Raw genomic sequence first — 17,057 nt, 5'->3', positions numbered from 1 at the left:
CCCTCTCAGGGGACCGGAGACTCGCGAAGCGAAAGCCATACCCGGCGAATCGGCAAGCCGTTCGATAGCTCGATGATCGTTACGTCCTTATCATAGATTAGTTGCTGGTCCTAACCGCGCGTTACGTCCAGGCGTACGCCGGAGAGCAAGGCATCCGCGACGATACGCAACGGCTCCGCATCGACCTCGCTGTCGCCCGACCCGATCAGGGCGGCAAAGCGCCGGTAGATGTCGGGATATTCGCGGCCCCGCGTCCGTTCGGCCGCGCCATCGTCCACGCGCAGCACCGCCCCACCTTCGCTCAGCGCGATCCTCGTTCCCCGATTGGTTATAAGGTCGATCGTCCAGCGCTCGCCGTGCGTATGGCGGAAGTCGAAGCGCGCACCGAGCCGTTCGCACATGCCGCCCGTCTCCAGCGCCAGATCGACCGCCACCGGTTGCTGACCACCTTCGTGCATGTGCAGTTGCGCCGCGCGTACCAGCAAAGGCTCCGGACAGAGCAGACAGGCGATCGACAACGCGTTGATGCCCGGATCGAATACGCCGAAGCCGCCGCGCTGCCAGATCCAGTCCTGGCCGGGATGCCATTTCTCGACATCTTCAAGCCATTGGATGTCCATCCCCGCGATACCCTCGCGCCGGGTGATCCCCGCGGCCTTGGCGACCGTGTCGTTGAACTGCGAATGCCAGGCGGTGAACAGGCTGCGCTGCTTGCGCTCGGCCAGCGCGGCGAGATCGGCGACCTCGCCCAAAGTCGCGCAGGGCGGCTTTTCGAGCAGGACGTGCAGCCCTGCCTCCAGACAGTCGCGCGCCAGTCCGTGGCGCGGCCCCGGCGGCGTGCAGATCGCGACCGCGTCCAGTTCGATGCTGCGCAGCATTGCTGCGGCGTCGGCGAAGGTCGGCACCCCCGAATCGGGCGCGCCTTCGGGAGCGACGACCGCCGCCAGCCGGAAATCGGGATCGCCCGCGAGCGCGAGGGCGTGCTGGTCCTGCGCGATCTTGCCAAAGCCGATGATACCGATCCGGATCTCAGCCATGCCGCGCCGCCCTCACCGCCGCCACGAAATCGCGCGCCTGGGCGCCGATCTGATCTGCCGATTGGCCGGGCCTGTAGAGCGCGGAACCCAGGCCGAAGCCGTCGGCGCCCGCATCGAACCATATTCCCACGGCATCCGCCTTGACCCCGCCGACGATCAGCAGCGGCACGTCCTTCGGCAACACCGCGCGCTGCGCGCGGACCACGGCCGGCGTCGCGGCCTCGGCCGGAAACAACTTGAGCGCATGCGCGCCTGCCTTGAGCGCGAGAAAGGCCTCGCTGGGCGTGAAATAGCCCGGGGCGGACACCAGCCCCTCCGCCGCGGTCGCCGCGATCACGTCATAATCGGTCGAGGGCGAGACGATGATGCGCCCGCCCGCCGCCGCGACGTCGCCGACCTGCCCGACCGTCAGCACGGTGCCCGCGCCGACCAGAGCGGTGTCGCCGAGATGCCTCGCCAGCGTCGATATGCTGCGTAGCGGATCGGGCGAATTGAGCGGGATTTCGATGATGCCGACGCCGGCCTCGACCAGCGCATCGCCGATCGCGACGATCTCGTCGGGCTTCACCCCGCGCAGGATGGCGATCAGCGGGCAATCGGCCAGCTTGTCGCGAAACAGATCGAGCGGGGCCATCGGTCCAATCTCCGATATTGTCTGACTAATGCTTGTTGCTAAAGCGGTATACGAGCCGGACGCCGGCCGAAAGGGGAGAGCGCGATGCTTCACCGGAGAATGTTGATGACGCTTCTGGTAGCCGCCGGCGCCGCCGCCGCAAGCCCCGCCGCCACCGTGTCGCGCGCGCCGTTCGGCAGTGCCGACGGCCAGACGGTGGAGGCGATCACGCTTGGCAATGCGGCGGGCATGAAGGCGCGCATCATCACTTACGGCGCGTCGCTGCAGTCGCTGACGGTCGCCGATCGCGACGGGCGTTTCGACGACGTGATCGTCGGGCCGGCGACGATCGACACCTATCTCGCCAAGCCGCAATTCATGGGCGCGACCGTCGGCCGCGTCGCCAACCGCATCGCCAAAGGGCGCTTCACGCTCGACGGCAAAGCCTATCAGACGCCGATCAATGACGGCGCCAATTCGCTCCACGGCGGGCCCCAGGGCTTCGATAAGGCGGTGTGGGAGGTGGTGTCGGTCGCAAGCGGCCCGTCCGCGAGCGTCACCTTGCGCCACGTCAGCCCGGACGGCGACATGGGCTATCCCGGCGCGCTGACTGTGCTCGCGACCTATTCGCTCGACGAGCAGAATCAGTTCACAATCGACTACAAGGCGACGACCGACCGGCCGACCGTCGTCAACATCTCCAACCATGCTTACTGGAACCTGGCGGGCGAGGGATCGCCGCGCGGGGCGATGGGCCAGGTGCTGACCATTCCCGCCGATCATTACACGCCGATTGATGCTGGCCTGATCCCGACCGGGGAAATACGCGCGGTCGCGGGCAGCGTGTTCGACTTCCGCACCCCCACCGCGATCGGCGCGCGCGTGCGCGATGCTGCGGATTCGCAGATCGCCTTCGGCAAGGGCTATGACCATAATTGGGTGATCGCGCTCACGCTTTCGCCGAGCCCGCGCCTGCTCGTGCGCGTCGAGGATCCGGTCAGCGGCCGCGTGATGGAGATGCTGTCCAACCAGCCCGGCCTGCAATTCTATTCGGGCAATTTCCTCGACGGCACCACGATCGGCAAGAGCGGCAGGCTCTATCGCCAGGGCGACGCGATCGTGCTCGAGCCGCAGGGTTTTCCCGACACGGTCAACCAGCCCGCCTTCGGATCGGCCCGGCTCGATCCCGGTCAGACCTATCACAATCTGATCCTGCTGCGCTTTTCGACCTCCGCGCACTGAGAACCGCGATGAAAGCCAGCCTCTCCGCCGCGCTCGCTTTCGTCACCTTGTTCGCATCCGGCGCGCAGGCGGCGGAGACGCGCTGGAGCACGGGCCAGGCCAGGGCCTGGTATGCGAAACAGGCCTGGCTGACCGGGGCCGACTTCGTCCCCGCCGACGCGATCAACCAGCTCGAAATGTGGCAGTCCGCCAGCTGGAATCCAACCGAGATCGATCGCGAACTCGGCTGGGCGCACGATCGGTTTGGCATGAACACGATGCGCGTCTTCCTGCACGATCTGGCGTGGCAGCAGGATCCGTCCGGGTTCAGGCGGCGCGTGAACACCTTCCTCGCGATCGCCGCGCGACACGGCATCAAGCCGGTCTTCGTACTGTTCGACAGCTGCTGGGATCCGAACCCGAAGCTCGGCCCCCAGCATGCGCCGCTGCCCGGCATCCACAATTCGGGCTGGGTGCAGAGCCCCGGCCGCGCGGCACTGATGGACCCGGCGCAGGAGAAAAGGCTGCAGGCTTATGTCGCGGATATGGTTGGCAGCTTCGGCCGCGATCCCCGCCTGCTGGCGTGGGACGTGTGGAACGAGCCCGACAATACGGGCGGCGGTAGTTACGACACAGGCGAGGATGCGCGCGTCAAGGCACGTGTGGCCGAACTGTTGCCGCGGGTTTTCGCCTGGGCGCGCGCCGCGCATCCGATCCAGCCTTTGACCAGTGGCGTGTGGACCGGCGGCGACTGGTCGCCCGCGAACGAAGCCAAGCTCGATCCGGTGCCGCGCATACAGCTCGATCAATCGGACGTGATCAGTTTCCACAATTATGGCTGGCCCGAGGATTTCGCGGGCCGGGTCGCGCAGCTCAAGCTTTATGGCCGGCCGATCCTTTGCACCGAATGGATGGCGCGCAGCGCGGGATCGACCGTTGACACCATATTGCCGATCGGCCGGCGCGAGAATGTCGGCATGATCAATTGGGGGTTCGTGCGCGGCAAGACCCAGACCAACTTTCCGTGGGAAAGCTGGGACCATCCCTATGTCCAGCATCCGCCGGTGGTGTGGTTCCACGATCTGGTCGAGCCCGACGGCACGCCTTATCGCGCGCGGGAAGCGGACATCTTCCTCGCATTGCGCGCGCGGCCGCTGCGGTGAGGCCTAGCGCCGATCGCCTGCGGTGGTGATGAAATCCATGACTTCGCCGATGATCGCCGCCATCGCCGCGCGCGCGGCTGCGGCATCGCCCGCCTGAATCGCAGTGAACACGGCGCGGTGCGCGGGCACGTCGGCGGATCGGCCCTTGAAACGGTTGGTGAAGCGAATCGAGGTGCGCAAGGCGGTCGCGACCGTATCGCGGAATTGCAGGAAGAACGGGTTGGCGGAGGCTTCCAGCACCGCGATGTGAAAGGCGATATCGGCCTCGAGCGTGTCGTCCGCACCGCGTTCCGCCGCCTCCATCCGCTGCAGCCCGGCTTCGATCGCGTCATGTGTGGGGCCCGGCGCGGCCAGCGCCGCGAGCGCGGCCGCCTGCGGCTCGATCGCGACGCGGAGTTCGTTGAAATGGCGCAGCAGGTCGAGTGAGAATTTGCGCTCCATCATCCAGCGCAGCACGTCCGGATCGAACACGCTCCACGCCGAAGGCGGCTGGACGGTCGTCCCCGCCCGCGGCTTCGCCTTGAGCAGGCCCTTGGCGGTGAGCATCTTCACCGCCTCACGCGTCACCGTACGGCTGACGGCGTAGCGCGCGGTCAGTTCATCCTCGGTTGGAAAGCGCTCCGCGTCATAGCGGCCGGTGACGATCGCGCGGCCGAGCGCCTCGAGCATGCCGAATGTCAGGTTGCGGCTGCCCGCCTTTGCGCCGCGCGCCGCCTTGCCGGTTTCGCTTCCCACACTTTTTCCTACCACCAGGTCCTGTAGAGCGCGATCAGGATCAGCACCACCGCGAGCGCGCCGACATTGAAGCTGGTGCGTGTGGCATAGACGACGTCTCCCGTCTCGATCGTATCGGTGCCGGGCCGCTGCGGCGTGGCCAGCGAGACGAGGATCGCGAGCGCGGCGGCGATCAGGAACACCACACCCATCCGGTCCATGAAGGGCAGGCTCACCCACACGATCTTGAGCAGCCAGGACAGCACCACCGACGCCACCGCCGCAGCGATCGCCCCGGCCTCGTTGGCGCGCTTCCAGAATAGCCCGAGCAGGAAGATGACGGTGATACCAGGCGTGAAGAAGCCGGTGAATTCCTGGATGAACTGAAACGCCTGGTCCGACTTGCCGAGCAAGGGCCGCGCCGTGACGATCGCGATCAGGATCGCGACCGACGCCGCGATACGGCCGACCAGCACGAGGTGGCGCTCGCGCAGGCCATGGGCTTCGCTGCCATCCTCCGCGTCGCTGCGCTGGCTCTTCATCTTGGCATAGACGTCGAGCGTGAAGATGGTCGCGATCGAATTAATTTTGGACGCGGTCGACGCGATGATCGCCGCGATCAGCGCCGCGAACACCAGGCCGAGCAAGCCGGTCGGCAGCAGCCGCATCATTGTCGGATAGGCTTCGTCGGGCTTGGCGAGGTCCGGTGCGATCAGCACCGCGGCGATGCCCGGCACGACGATGATCAACGGCATCAGCAATTTGAGGAACGCCGCGAACATCACGCCCTTTTGCGCCTCGGCGATGTTCTTCGCCGCGAGCGCGCGCTGGATGATATATTGATTGAAGCCCCAGTAGCTCAGGTTGGCGATCCACATCCCGCCAATCAACACCGATAGGCCGGGCAGATCCATATAATGGGGATCGCCCTTCTTCAGGATCATGTGGAAATGATCGGGGATGGTCGCGGTGACCTTGTACCAGCCGGCTAGGATTCCGGCACCGTCGCCCAATTTGCCGAGCGTGAGCACGACGATCACCAAACCGCCGAGCACGAGCAGGGTCACCTGAACGATGTCGGTCAGCGCGACCGCCTTCAGCCCGCCGCGGATCTGGTAGAGAAGCGCGAACGCGCCGAGCGCGATCAGCGCGATATTCTGGTCAACGCCGGCGACCTTGCTGACCGCGATCGAGCCGAGCCAGATGATCGAGGTCAGGTTCACGAACACGTAGAGCGCGAGCCAGAAGATCGCCATCAGCGTGCGGATGTTGCGTCCATATCGCCGCTCGAGGAATTGCGGCATCGTGTAGATCTCGTTGCGCAGGAAGATCGGCAGGAAATATTTGCCGACGAGCAGCAAGGTCGCCGCCGCCATCCATTCATAGGACGCGATAGCGAGACCGATCGCATAGCCCGATCCGGCCATGCCGACGATCTGTTCGGCCGAGATATTGGCTGCGATCAAGGAAGCGCCGATCGCCCACCAGGGCAGATTCTTGGACGCGAGGAAATAATCGGTCGTGTTCTTGGGGCCGGCGCCAACCTTGTCGCGCGACACCCACTGGGCGAGGCCGAAAATGGCGATCGCGTAAAGAACCACGACGGCGATATCGATCGCGCTCATCTGCATGGACTAGTCCCCTCCTGCGGCCATCACGATGCTGCGTGGCATCGCGATCGGCAAGACCCGGCTGTTGCCCGATCCGGAGGGCAAATTATATGATTATTTGCCGCTGTCGAGGAAAAGCGGCTTGCCGCGACGGCCCTGCCGAACAACCGCGCCGATCAGGCCGAAGCCAACCAGCATCATCGCCCAGCTCGCCGGTTCCGGCACCGCCCCAGCCATCAGCATGCCCGATGGCGGCGGCGTGACGAACTGTGCATAGATTTGCGCGGTGCTTACGCTGTAGCCAAAATTCTGGAGGGCATCGACGTTGATGTTCCAGCCGAGCGCATCGATCGCCGCGATATCGTTATCGGTGACGACCCCCATCTGGCCCTTGCAGAAGGTCGGATCCATGATCCCGATCTGCGCGCCGCAGCCGGTGCTGTCCTTGAAATGGGAAGCCTGGCGCCCATCGCCCGCATATTTGCCGGTCGCAAAATAGGCGCCGTTGAACGCGGCCGTGCCGTCGATCGAGAAATAGGGCGTGCCGCCGGTCGACAGATCGAGCGCTGGGCCCGCACCCGGCGCCAGGTTGCCGGGATCGTTGCTGTAGCGGAACAGGTCCAGCGTCGAGAATTCGGCGGACGCGTTGAGGTTGACCGATAGGCCCGTATAAGGCGACTTCGTCCCGGCCGCATACAGATCATAATCATCAACGCCGCTGGTGAAGCCCAGCGCATGGCCCATTTCGTGGATCGCAATGGCGATGAAATCTGTGTGGCCCGCCGCGATCCCGTTGCTGGGATTGAGATCGAAGGCGAAGGCGCTGCTGAGGGTGATCCGCGCGTCGATCGCCTGGTTGTAGCCGGTATAGCCGAGCGCCTTCATCACCGACGTGTTGACGTCGAGCTGCCGGTTATTGGCGCTGTCGTCGTTGTCATAGACCTGGGCGGTCTTGCTGATGACGTTACCGGCGTTGCTGTTGGTAATGAAGGACAGACCGCCACTCGCGTCGAGCGGCTGCAAATGGGTGATCGCGACCGCGTCGAGCGCGCTGTTCCCGGTCGCCGCAAGATGCAGATAGACGTCGGCAGCGCTCGTCGACGTGGAGTTAGAACTCGTCGAGGCGATCACGTTGGTGCCGAGCGCACCATAGCCCACCTGAATAGTGACCGTGGCGTTGGTCGTAATCAGTGACGACCAGTAATAGGCCGCGATATCAAGGTCCTGCTTTGCCGCGGTGCCCGTGACGGTATTGTTGTAGTCGATCAGGTTGATGGTGAGGGCGCTGACTTCCTGGGCACCGAACATCGACGCGACAAAAGCAGCGCCGGTAACAAACCGGCGGAACTGATACATGACCGAATCCTCGAGATCAGGCACGGATGTGCCGCGAGCAACTCGCGCTATTACAGGAAATAGCGCAAACCGTCATGCCGTTACTTATCCGTAGTGGTTATAACTTAGGGAATTTCATCCCACCGGTGGCGGGCGGCAGGCCCGGCTCGGTCTCGGCCGCGTCGAAGCGGCGCCAGCCATTGGGCCCCAGCCGCTCGATCGGCTGGAAGCGGACCTTATATTGCATCCGCGACGAGCCCTTCACCCAATAGCCCAGATAGACGAACGGCAGGCGCGCGGCGCGCGCGCGCTGGATATGATCGAGGATGATGAAGGTGCCGAGCCCGGGCCGATCCTCGACCGTCGGATCGAAGAAGCTGTAGACCATCGACAGACCGTCCGACTGCTGGTCGGTCAGGCAGGCGCCGACCAGCTTGCCGGGCCGGCCGTTGGTCGACGGCTCGCGATATTCGACGATGAAGGTCGTGACCGGCGTCTGTTCGACCATGTCCGCGAAATCGAGCTCGTCCATCTCCGCCATGCCGCCACCGGGGTGGCGCGCGGCGAGATAGCGGCGCAACAATGTAAACTGCTCTTCGGTCGTCCACGGCTCGCACGCATTGACGACCAGGTCGTCATTGCGGCGGATCAGCTTGCGCTGGGTGGCGTTGGGCTTGAATTCGTTGGCCACGACGCGGACCGATACGCAAGCCTGGCAATCGGTGCAGCTCGGCCGATAGGCGACGCCCTGGCTGCGCCGGAAACCGATCCGGCCCAGCGCCTCGTTCAGTTCGGCGGCATGGTTTCCCGAAAGCTCGGTGAAGACCTTGCGCTCCGTCCGCCCCGGCAAATAGGGGCATGGCGCAGGTGAGGTCACGAAGAACCTCGGAAATTTGAACTGCGCACTCACGACTGGCTGATGCCCCTCGCCTTACTGGCCCCGGTTCAACGACTATGCCTTTGACGGGATGCGATGAAAAGATGCTTTACCATCTTTGATGGTTAAGCTCTCCCTCCATTCATCGAATAGTCGTTACGGGCGTTAAGCGAGTTCTACGGGACTGGCCTCGTAACCCTCTTCTTCCAGCGCCGCCATCAGTCGCGCCAGATGGGCCGCATCGCGCGTCTCGCACTCGATATCGGTGATGAGTCCCTTGGCCGGCAGGGTTGAGAAGACGCGCTGGTGATAGACTTCGATGATGTTGACCTGTTCCTGGTCGAAGATGCGCGCGACATTGTAGAGCGCGCCCGGCCGGTCCTGCAGCTTGATCCGCAGGCGGGCGAGCCGGCCCGAGCGCGCGAGATCGCGCAGCAGCACGTTGGCGAGTAGGCGCGGATCGATATTGCCGCCGCACAAAACGATGCCGACGGTCTTGCCGGCGAAGCGGCCGGGCTCTTCGAGCAAAGCGGCGAGGCCGGCGGCGCCGGCGCCCTCGACCACGGTCTTCTCGATCTGGAGCAGCATCGAAACCGCCTGTTCGAGATGACGTTCGGACACGAGCATGATGTCGTCGACGATATGCTCGATCATGCCCGACGTGATCGATCCGGGCTCCTTGACCGCGATACCCTCGGCGAGCGTGTCGCCATGGCACGGCAGGCTGGTGCCCTTGATGCGATTGTACATCGACGGATAAAGTTCGGCCTCGACCCCGATCACGGATACGCCCTCGCGCGCCTTGGCAACGGTCGCGCAGCCCGAGATCAGACCGCCGCCGCCGATCGGCACGATCAGCGTATCGATGTCGGGCGCGTCCTCGAACATCTCGATCGCGACCGTGCCCTGGCCGGCGATGACCTGCACGTCGTTGAACGGATGGACGATCGTCAGCCCGCGATCGGCCGCCAGCTGGCGCGCATAAGCGAGCGATTCGTCAACATTCTCGCCATGCAGGATCACGGTCGCGCCATGCCCCTCGGTCTGGCTGACCTTCACGTTGGGGGTGTTGCGCGGCATCACGATCGTAACCGGGATGCCGAGCCGCGCACCATGATAGGCGACGCCCTGCGCATGATTGCCGGCCGAGGCCGCGATCACGCCGCGCGCCTGCGCGCCCGCATCGAGCTGGAGCAATTTGTTGAGCGCGCCGCGCTCCTTATAGGCGGCGGTGAACTGCAGATTCTCGAACTTGAGATAGACGGTCGCGCCGGTCAGCTGGCCGAGCGTGCGGCTGATCAGCGTCGGAGTCCGCACGATGAACGGCGCGACCCGCGCGTGCGCAGCGCGGACGTCGTCGAGCGAGATGGGCAGCGCATCGGCTGCGGCGGACTTGGTAAGCGTGGCCATGATCGTTTCGCCCTAGGCCTCTACGAACGCTTTTTGAACCCCGTGGGCGCTAGCGCACGCAAAGCCGTGGCGATAAGGCCCTGCCATGGCAAAAGTGAGCTTCATCGGACTGGGCGTGATGGGTGCACCGATCGCGGGGCACCTCGCCGCCGCCGGGCACGACGTCACCGTCTATAATCGCACCACCGACAAGGCCGAGGCCTGGGCGGCAAAGCATAAGGGCAAGAGCGCGGTCACGCCCGCGCTCGCGGTAGAGGACGCGGACGCGGTCTTCACCTGCGTCGGCGCGGATCACGATCTGGAGGAGGTCACGCTCGGGCCGGACGGCGCCTTCGCGGCGATGAAGCCGGGCGCCCTGTTCGTCGATCACACCACCGTGTCCGCGCATATCGCTCGCCGGCTGGCGCACGAGGGGCAGGAGCGCGGCCTGCTGGTGGTCGATGCGCCGGTCTCGGGCGGCCAGGCTGGCGCCGAGAATGGCAAGCTTGCGATCATGTGCGGCGGCACGCATGCCGCCTTCGACCGCGCCGAGCCTTTGATGCAGGCCTATGCCGCGCGCATCGTCCATGTCGGCGAACCGGGCGCGGGCCAGACGACCAAGATGTGCAACCAGATCGCGATCGCGGGCGTGATCCAGGGTGTCGCCGAATCGCTCCGCTTCGCGCAGGCCGCCGGGCTCGACACCGCCAAGGTGTTCGAGGCGATTTCGGCGGGCGCTGCGGGCAGCTGGCAGATGCAGAATCGCTGGGCGACGATGGCACAGGATCAGTTCGATTTCGGCTTCGCGGTGAACTGGATGCGCAAGGACCTCGGGCTTGCGCTGGAGGAGGCGCGCAGCAACGGCGCAACTTTGCCGGTCGCGGCTTTGGTCGATCAATTCTATGCCGAGGTTCAGCAAATGGGCGGTGGCCGACAGGACACGTCATCGATCGTGCGGAGGCTCGGCCGATGAAAGCGATGCTGGGCGGCGCGCTGGCGCTCGCCCTGATCGCGACGCCTGGTTTCGCGCGCAAGGCACCGCCGCCGGCGCCGGAAATACCGATCACGCCCGAGGGGCTGGTCGACAATGTCAACGGCTACACGATCGACGCGCAGGGCAAGCTCGAACATTTCAGCGGGCTCTTGATCGGCCGCGACGGCCGCGTCGCCAAGCTGCTGCACGAGGGCGACCTCCGTCCCGAGCGGCCCGAATATCGGCTCGACGGGCAGCACCGCACCCTGCTGCCGGGCCTGATCGACGCACACGGCCACGTCTCAGGCCTCGGCTTCCAGGCGATGAGCCTCGACCTCACCGACACGAACAGTATCGAGGACGCCCAGCACAAGCTACAGCGTTACGCGGCAGACCATGAGACGCCGTGGATTCGCGGCGGTGGCTGGAATCAGGAGAAGTGGAAGCTCGGCCGCTTCCCGACCGCCGCCGATCTCGATCCCTTCACCGGCGATCGGCCGGCCCTGCTCGAGCGCGTCGACGGCCACGCCGTCCTTGCCAACAGCGCGGCGCTGAAGGCCTCGGGAGTCACTGCGAGGACGCCCGACCCCGCCGGCGGACGGATTGAGCGCGATGCCAAGGGCAATCCCACCGGCCTCTTCGTCGATGCGGCGCGGGGGCTGATCGAGAAGGCGGCGCCCGCCCCGCTGCCGCGCGAACGCGACGCCGCGATGGCCAAGGCGCAGGAGATATTGATCGCGGACGGCGTAACCGCGACCTGCGACATGGGCACCAGCGTCGAGGATTGGGAATCCTTGCGCCGGCTGGGGGACAATGATCGTCTGCGCGTGCGCATCACCAGCTATGGACTGGGCGTCGATACCGCGCTCACGGTCGCGGGCTCGCAGCCTACCGGATGGCTCTATGGCGGCCGCCTGCGCATGATCGGCGTCAAATTCTTCGCCGACGGCGCGCTCGGCTCGCGCGGCGCCTGGCTCAAGCAGCCTTATACCGATATGCCATCGACCCGCGGCCTCCAGCGGATGGATGACGCCAAGCTCAAGAATCTGATGAGCCGCGCGGCGATGGACGGTTTCCAGGTCGCGGTCCACGCGATCGGCGACGCCGCCAACGCGCAGGTGCTGGATGCGATCGAGGAATTGTCGGCGACCTATGAGGGCGATCGGCGCTGGCGGATCGAGCATGCCCAGATCGTCGATCCGGCCGACCTCCCGCGCTTCGCCACCTATCATGTCGTGGCGTCAATGCAGCCGACCCACGCCACATCCGATCATCTGATGGCGATCAAGCGGCTCGGGCCCGAGCGGCTCAAGGGCGCCTATGCCTGGCGGACGATGCTCGACAATCATGTCCCGCTCGCCTTCGGATCGGATTATCCGGTCGAGGATCCCAACCCCTTCCCCGGCATGGCCGACGCGGTCACGCGCGAGGATGCGGCGGGCGATCCGCCCGGCGGCTTCCTGCCCGACCAGAAGATCACGCTGACCGAAGCCCTCGCCGCCTTCACCACCGGCGCGGCCTTTGCCGCCAAGGCGGAAGACCGGATCGGCAGCCTCGAGCCCGGTCACTTTGCCGACTTCATCCTGCTCGACCGCGACCCGTTCCAGGTCGACAGTCATGCGCTGCGCGAGACCAGGGTGCTGGAGACCTGGATCGGCGGCGTCCGGGCGTGGGTGCGGAAATGAGCCGGCATGACGCGATTATGATGAACACCTAAACATTCTGTAACGATCGGTATAGATTATCTGCCTGGGGTTCGGCAGGGATGCGCTTATCTGGCTGTCTCCTTCTTCAGGGAGACTTCCAATGACCGACCTTACCAACAAGATTGCCCTCGTCACCGGCGCCTCGCGTGGCCTCGGCCGCGCCACCGCCGCCCGCCTCGCCGCAGCCGGCGCGCGCGTGATCGTCCATTATTCCGCCAGCCGGGATGCGGCCGATACGCTCGTGTCTGAAATCCGCGCCAAGGGTGGTCAGGCCGATGCGGTCGGCGGCGACCTCGCCGCAGCCGACGGCGCGCACAAGCTGGCCGAAGCCGTGAAGGCTCTCGGCATCAGCAAGCTCGACATTCTCGTCAACAATGCCGGCGTCGCCCAGTTCGCGCCGCTCGAGGCACAGACGATCGAGGATTTCGATCGCCACTTCGCCATCAATGTGCGCGCGCCTTACTTCCTCACCCAGCAGCTCCTGCCCTTGCTCGGCGACGGATCGAGCGTGATCTTCCTCTCATCGGTCGTGGCACGTGCCGCGTTCGACGGCGCGTCGGCTTATTCGGCGACCAAGGGCGCGATCGAGGTGCTGACTCGCAACTTCGCCAAGGAGCTCGGCCCGCGCGGCATTCGCGTCAACGCGATCGCACCGGGCGCGATCGATACTGATATGGCGCAAGACTTCCTCGGCACCGAGGAAGGCCGTACCTACATCAAGAGCGTTCAGGCGCTGCAGCGGATCGGCCAACCCGACGATATCGCCGACGCGGTGCTGTTCCTCGCTTCGGATCAGTCGCGCTGGGTCGATGGCCGCTCGATCGAGGTCAGCGGCGGTTCCCTCCTGTAAGCATCAAGCCAATCCCGCGAGCAGTCCCGGCGTCAATATCTGGGGCAGCTCGCGGGGTTCGCCCCCGCCCGCCGGATAATAAAGGTAGAAGGGGACGCCCGAACGGCCATGCACCGCCAGGAAACGGCTGATCGCGGGATCGCCCCGCGTCCAGTCGCCGACCATCGTCACCACATGCTTGTCGGCGAAGGCCTTCGTCACCTCGCCGCGCTCGATCGCGGCTTTCTCGTTGACCTTGCAGGTCAGGCACCAGTCGGCGGTGAAATAGAGGAAGACCGGCCGGCCTTGCCTGCGCAATTCGGCCAGCTTGGTTTCGCTGAACGGCTCGGTTCCCGCGCTCACCGTTGCCGCTACCGCCGCATCGCGCGGCACGATCGCGATCAGCGCCGCCGCCGCGATCAAGGCCGCCAGCACCGGCCACCAGGCTCCCGTTTTGAGCGCGGCCTGACGCAGGCCCGACCACCACAGGCCCAGGCTCATCAGCAACGCGGCCGCCAATCCGATCGCCATTCCGTTCACGCCTGCCTGCTTACCAAGAACCCAGGCCAGTCCCAGGGCGGTGATGAGCATCGGCACGGCAAGGATGCGGCGGAACAGATCCATCCACGAGCCGGGCCTGGGCAACCAGCGGCGCACGGCGGGGACGAAGCCCAGCAGCAGGAAGGGCAAGGACAGACCGAGGCCAAGCCCGACAAAGATCGCCATTCCCTCAGCGGCGGGCAGGAGAATGGCGGCGCCGAGCGCCACACCCAGGAAGGGGCCCGCGCACGGCGTCGCGACGAAGGCCGCGAGCGCGCCTGTCCAGAAAGCGCCGCCCTTGCCGCCAGCACCCGCCAGCGCGTCGCCGCCCGACAAGACCGGCAATTCGAACAGCCCCGCCAGATTGAGCCCGATCGCGAACACGAGCAGCAGCAGCCCCGCGATCACGCGCGGATCCTGAAGCTGGAAGGCCCAACCTGCGAGCCCGCCGGCCGCGCGCAGGCCAAGCACGGTCGCGCCGAGTGCGGCACAAACCAGAATCACGCCCGCAGTATACGCCAGCGCCTCGCCGCGTGCCGTTTTCTCATCGCCACCGGAACGTGCCAGACTCAACGCTTTCAGGCTGAGGATCGGGAAGACGCAGGGCATGATGTTGAGCAAAAGCCCACCGAGGATCGCTCCGCCCAACGCCACCCAGAAACCGCCACTTTGACTGACGGTGCTGGCGCCCGAGGTCTTCGCTGGCGCGACCGTACCGGGCGACCCCGCGAAACTCAGCCCCATTTCGGGACCGAGCTTGACCAATCCGTCCACCCTGGCGGGCGCATTCGGCTTGGCCGCGGTCTCAATCACAAGCCGGTCGCCGTCATGCACCGCCGTCTGCGGCGCGGCATAGTCGATCGCACCATCCGTGCCCGAGAAGAAATAGGCTTTGCTCGCGTCGATCGCGGCGGGCAGCGGCAATTCCAACCGGAAACGGCCGTTTACGACCTGATAGTGGGCGTCCGCCCCCAGCGGTCTGGGCAAGGCCGCGCGCCAGCGATCGAACTGCGTGCGCGCATCCGGGGCAACCGCGCCATCACCGACGGTGAGCGTGATCGCCAAGGTCGCGGTCTCGGGCACGCAGGTCTGCGGATTGCAGGCGAGCCAGTCGATCTTGGCGGTGATCGGCAACGCCGTGCCGGGCGCGAGGCCCTTGGGCACATCGACGCTCACCAGTTCGGCATAATCCTTTTCATAGACATAGTTCATCAGCCCCGCGATCAGCAGCGGCTGCGGCACCGGATATTGGATCGGCCCGAACGCGAGCCCTTTGGGCGCGGTCCACGCGACGCGCGTCGCCAGCCCTGCGTCGCCCGGATTCTGCCAATAGCCGTGCCATTCGGGCGCGGGCTTCATCGCGAAAGCGAGCGTGACCTTGGTGCCCGCAGCGGGCGTCATGCTCTCAGCGACCAGACTCGGCGTGATATGGTTGGGCACGGCTGCCAAAGGCGCGGCGAACAAGACCGCCAGTAAGGCGGCCCACAACAAACGGATCATCAGCGTACCGCCCGCAATCTAAGGGATTCGGCGCTCCGCCGCGCCAACCACAATTTGACCGTCAGTTCGCCCCCGGCGAGCTCGATCGTGCGCGCGGGCTCGAGTCCCGCCGCCGCGAACCAGTGCGCCATCTGATCGTCGTCGAAGCCCAGCCGCGCATGGCCCTCGCGATCGCGCAGATCCTCGCGATCATGCGCGGCGAAATCCGCGATCAGCAATCGCCCGTCGGGGCCGATCAGCCGCGCGGCCTCTGCGATCGCCGCCGCCGGGGCCTGCGCATAATGAAGCACCTGATGGAGCACGACCGTGTCGGCGGCGCCGTCGTCGAGTGGCAAGGCGTACATGTCGCCCTGGCGCAGATCGACGCGCTCGATGCCGGCGCGGCCCATGCGCGCGCGGGCGAAACGCAGCATCTCCGGACTGCGGTCGATGCCGGTTGCGCTGGTCGTGCCCGGCCCGAGCAATTCGATCATGCGTCCGGTGCCGGTGCCGATATCGACCAGCCGCCCGATCGGCGCATCGCCCAGGGCCGCCTGGATCGCGGCCTCGACCTCATCCTCGGCGACGTGAAGCGAACGGATCGCATCCCATTCGGCGGCATGCGCATCGAAATACGCCTGGGCGGCGGCGGCACGATCGGCATGGACCGCGTCGAGCCGGGCTGCGTCGGCCACTTCCCAGCGCTCGGCCGATTCGTCGCGCGCGCCGTCGATCGTCGCGAGCAAGGGCGCGGTCGCGGCCGGGCCGAGGCCGAGGAACACCCAGCTCCCCTCGCGCCGCCGATCGCACAGGCCGGCATCGGCGAGAATGCGGACGTGGCGCGAGACGCGCGGCTGGCTCTGGCCGAGCACCTGCGCGAGCTCGCCGACCGACAATTCCATCCGCCGCAGCAAGGCGAGAATGCGCAGCCGGGTCGGATCGGCGAGCGCGCGGAAGATGGCGAGCGGCGTGGTCATCTTGCGCGCACCCTTTCGCCGCGCGGGCGCTCCGTCAAGCGCAACCCCTTGATGCGCATGGTTGCGATACACGCCGCCCTATGGCAGGCGAAAGCCATGATTTCGCGCGGCATCGCAGCACGGCTGCTCTCCCCCATCGCCGGCGCGCTCCTGTTGAGCGCCTGCGCAACCCCCGGCCAATATGCTCTGGCCGAGCGCGACCCGCTGGAAAAGGTCAATCGCGGCGTGTGGGGGGTCAACCAGGCAGCCGACAAGGTCGTGATCAAGCCGGTCACGCAGGTCTATCGCGCGGTCGCGCCACGCCCGGTGCGACAGGGCGTGAGCAATGCCTTCGCCAACCTGACCGAGCCCTGGTCGTTCATCAACAATGTGCTGCAGGGCAAGCCCAACCGCGCGGCGCGCAATTTCGGGCGGTTCGTGGTCAATAGCACGCTCGGTATCGGCGGCCTGCTCGATCCGGCGAGCAAGATGGGCCTCCGCGCCGCGCCCGAGGATCTGGGCCAGACGATGGCGGTCTGGGGCGTGAACGGCGGGCCCTATCTGGTTCTGCCTCTGCTCGGTCCGTCGACCTTGCGAGACGGCATCGGATCGGGT

General features: G+C 66.0%; 15 protein-coding genes. 6 read left to right on the top strand and 9 right to left on the bottom strand.

Annotated features, from left to right (window positions below):
- Positions 1 to 110: 110 nt before the first annotated feature.
- A complete protein-coding gene (locus tag VK533_RS06730) occupies positions 111 to 1,037 on the bottom strand; it encodes a Gfo/Idh/MocA family oxidoreductase (protein WP_324376096.1) in 927 nt (308 codons plus the stop codon).
- Entirely contained in the window at positions 1,030 to 1,671 is a 642-nt protein-coding gene (locus VK533_RS06725; RefSeq protein WP_324376095.1) for a 2-dehydro-3-deoxy-6-phosphogalactonate aldolase, read from the bottom strand. Before VK533_RS06725 ends, VK533_RS06730 begins: the two co-directional genes overlap by 8 nt.
- A gap of 105 nt (positions 1,672 to 1,776) precedes the next feature.
- On the opposite strand from VK533_RS06725, the gene VK533_RS06720 reads away from it, so the two are divergent.
- A complete protein-coding gene (locus tag VK533_RS06720; protein WP_324376094.1) occupies positions 1,777 to 2,892 on the top strand; it encodes an aldose epimerase family protein in 1,116 nt (371 codons plus the stop codon).
- Between the two features lie 8 nt (positions 2,893 to 2,900).
- Positions 2,901 to 4,034 carry a cellulase family glycosylhydrolase gene (locus tag VK533_RS06715; protein ID WP_324376093.1) on the top strand — a complete coding sequence of 378 codons (1,134 nt, stop codon included), beginning with the start codon at positions 2,901 to 2,903 and terminating at the stop codon, positions 4,032 to 4,034.
- A 3-nt stretch (positions 4,035 to 4,037) separates the two neighbouring features.
- On the opposite strand, the gene VK533_RS06710 is transcribed toward VK533_RS06715, so the two are convergent.
- The 5 genes from VK533_RS06710 to VK533_RS06690 form a co-directional block, all read right to left on the bottom strand.
- Positions 4,038 to 4,703, bottom strand: a complete 666-nt coding sequence (locus tag VK533_RS06710) for a FadR/GntR family transcriptional regulator (RefSeq protein ID WP_324376125.1) — start codon at positions 4,701 to 4,703, stop codon at positions 4,038 to 4,040.
- A 74-nt stretch (positions 4,704 to 4,777) separates the two neighbouring features.
- The gene (locus VK533_RS06705) at positions 4,778 to 6,379 is read right to left on the bottom strand and encodes a sodium:solute symporter family transporter (RefSeq protein WP_324376092.1); all 1,602 of its coding nucleotides are present in this window, start codon (positions 6,377 to 6,379) and stop codon (positions 4,778 to 4,780) included.
- 93 nt (positions 6,380 to 6,472) lie between these two features.
- Entirely contained in the window at positions 6,473 to 7,714 is a 1,242-nt protein-coding gene (locus VK533_RS06700; protein ID WP_324376091.1) for an NF038122 family metalloprotease, read from the bottom strand.
- Positions 7,715 to 7,811: 97 nt separating this feature from the next.
- The gene (locus VK533_RS06695) at positions 7,812 to 8,603 is read right to left on the bottom strand and encodes an arginyltransferase (protein ID WP_324376090.1); all 792 of its coding nucleotides are present in this window, start codon (positions 8,601 to 8,603) and stop codon (positions 7,812 to 7,814) included.
- 132 nt (positions 8,604 to 8,735) lie between these two features.
- Positions 8,736 to 9,980, bottom strand: coding sequence for a threonine ammonia-lyase (locus VK533_RS06690; RefSeq protein ID WP_324376089.1), 1,245 nt, complete (start codon positions 9,978 to 9,980; stop codon positions 8,736 to 8,738).
- 85 nt (positions 9,981 to 10,065) lie between these two features.
- Here VK533_RS06690 and VK533_RS06685 point away from each other — a divergent pair, with 85 nt between their 5' ends.
- From VK533_RS06685 to VK533_RS06675, 3 genes are all read left to right on the top strand, one after another.
- Positions 10,066 to 10,932 carry an NAD(P)-dependent oxidoreductase gene (locus tag VK533_RS06685; RefSeq protein ID WP_324376088.1) on the top strand — a complete coding sequence of 289 codons (867 nt, stop codon included), beginning with the start codon at positions 10,066 to 10,068 and terminating at the stop codon, positions 10,930 to 10,932.
- Positions 10,929 to 12,617, top strand: a complete 1,689-nt coding sequence (locus VK533_RS06680) for an amidohydrolase (RefSeq protein WP_324376087.1) — start codon at positions 10,929 to 10,931, stop codon at positions 12,615 to 12,617. Before VK533_RS06685 ends, VK533_RS06680 begins: the two co-directional genes overlap by 4 nt.
- 121 nt (positions 12,618 to 12,738) lie before the next feature.
- Positions 12,739 to 13,488 (top strand): glucose 1-dehydrogenase, encoded by a 750-nt coding sequence (locus tag VK533_RS06675; protein ID WP_324376086.1) that lies wholly within the window; start codon positions 12,739 to 12,741, stop codon positions 13,486 to 13,488.
- Positions 13,489 to 13,491: 3 nt separating this feature from the next.
- On the opposite strand, the gene VK533_RS06670 is transcribed toward VK533_RS06675, so the two are convergent.
- Together VK533_RS06670 and VK533_RS06665 are read right to left on the bottom strand one after the other, a co-directional pair.
- On the bottom strand, positions 13,492 to 15,507 hold the full coding sequence (locus tag VK533_RS06670) for a protein-disulfide reductase DsbD family protein (protein WP_324376085.1): 2,016 nt from the start codon (positions 15,505 to 15,507) through the stop codon (positions 13,492 to 13,494).
- Complete coding sequence (locus VK533_RS06665; protein WP_324376084.1) at positions 15,507 to 16,463, bottom strand: metalloregulator ArsR/SmtB family transcription factor; 957 nt, start codon at positions 16,461 to 16,463, stop codon at positions 15,507 to 15,509. The genes VK533_RS06670 and VK533_RS06665 overlap by 1 nt, the downstream gene beginning before the upstream one ends.
- Positions 16,464 to 16,559: 96 nt before the next feature.
- Here VK533_RS06665 and VK533_RS06660 point away from each other — a divergent pair.
- Positions 16,560 to 17,057: VacJ family lipoprotein (locus VK533_RS06660; RefSeq protein ID WP_324376083.1), on the top strand; the 498-nt coding region annotated here is incomplete at its 3' end.

Origin of the sequence: Sphingomonas sp. (assembly GCF_035317925.1) — a bacterium.
In the GTDB taxonomy this organism is placed as follows: Bacteria; Pseudomonadota; Alphaproteobacteria; order Sphingomonadales; family Sphingomonadaceae; genus Sphingomonas_I.
The sequence above is the reverse complement of the archived record's forward strand: the minus strand, read 5'-3'. Positions and strand labels throughout refer to the sequence as shown.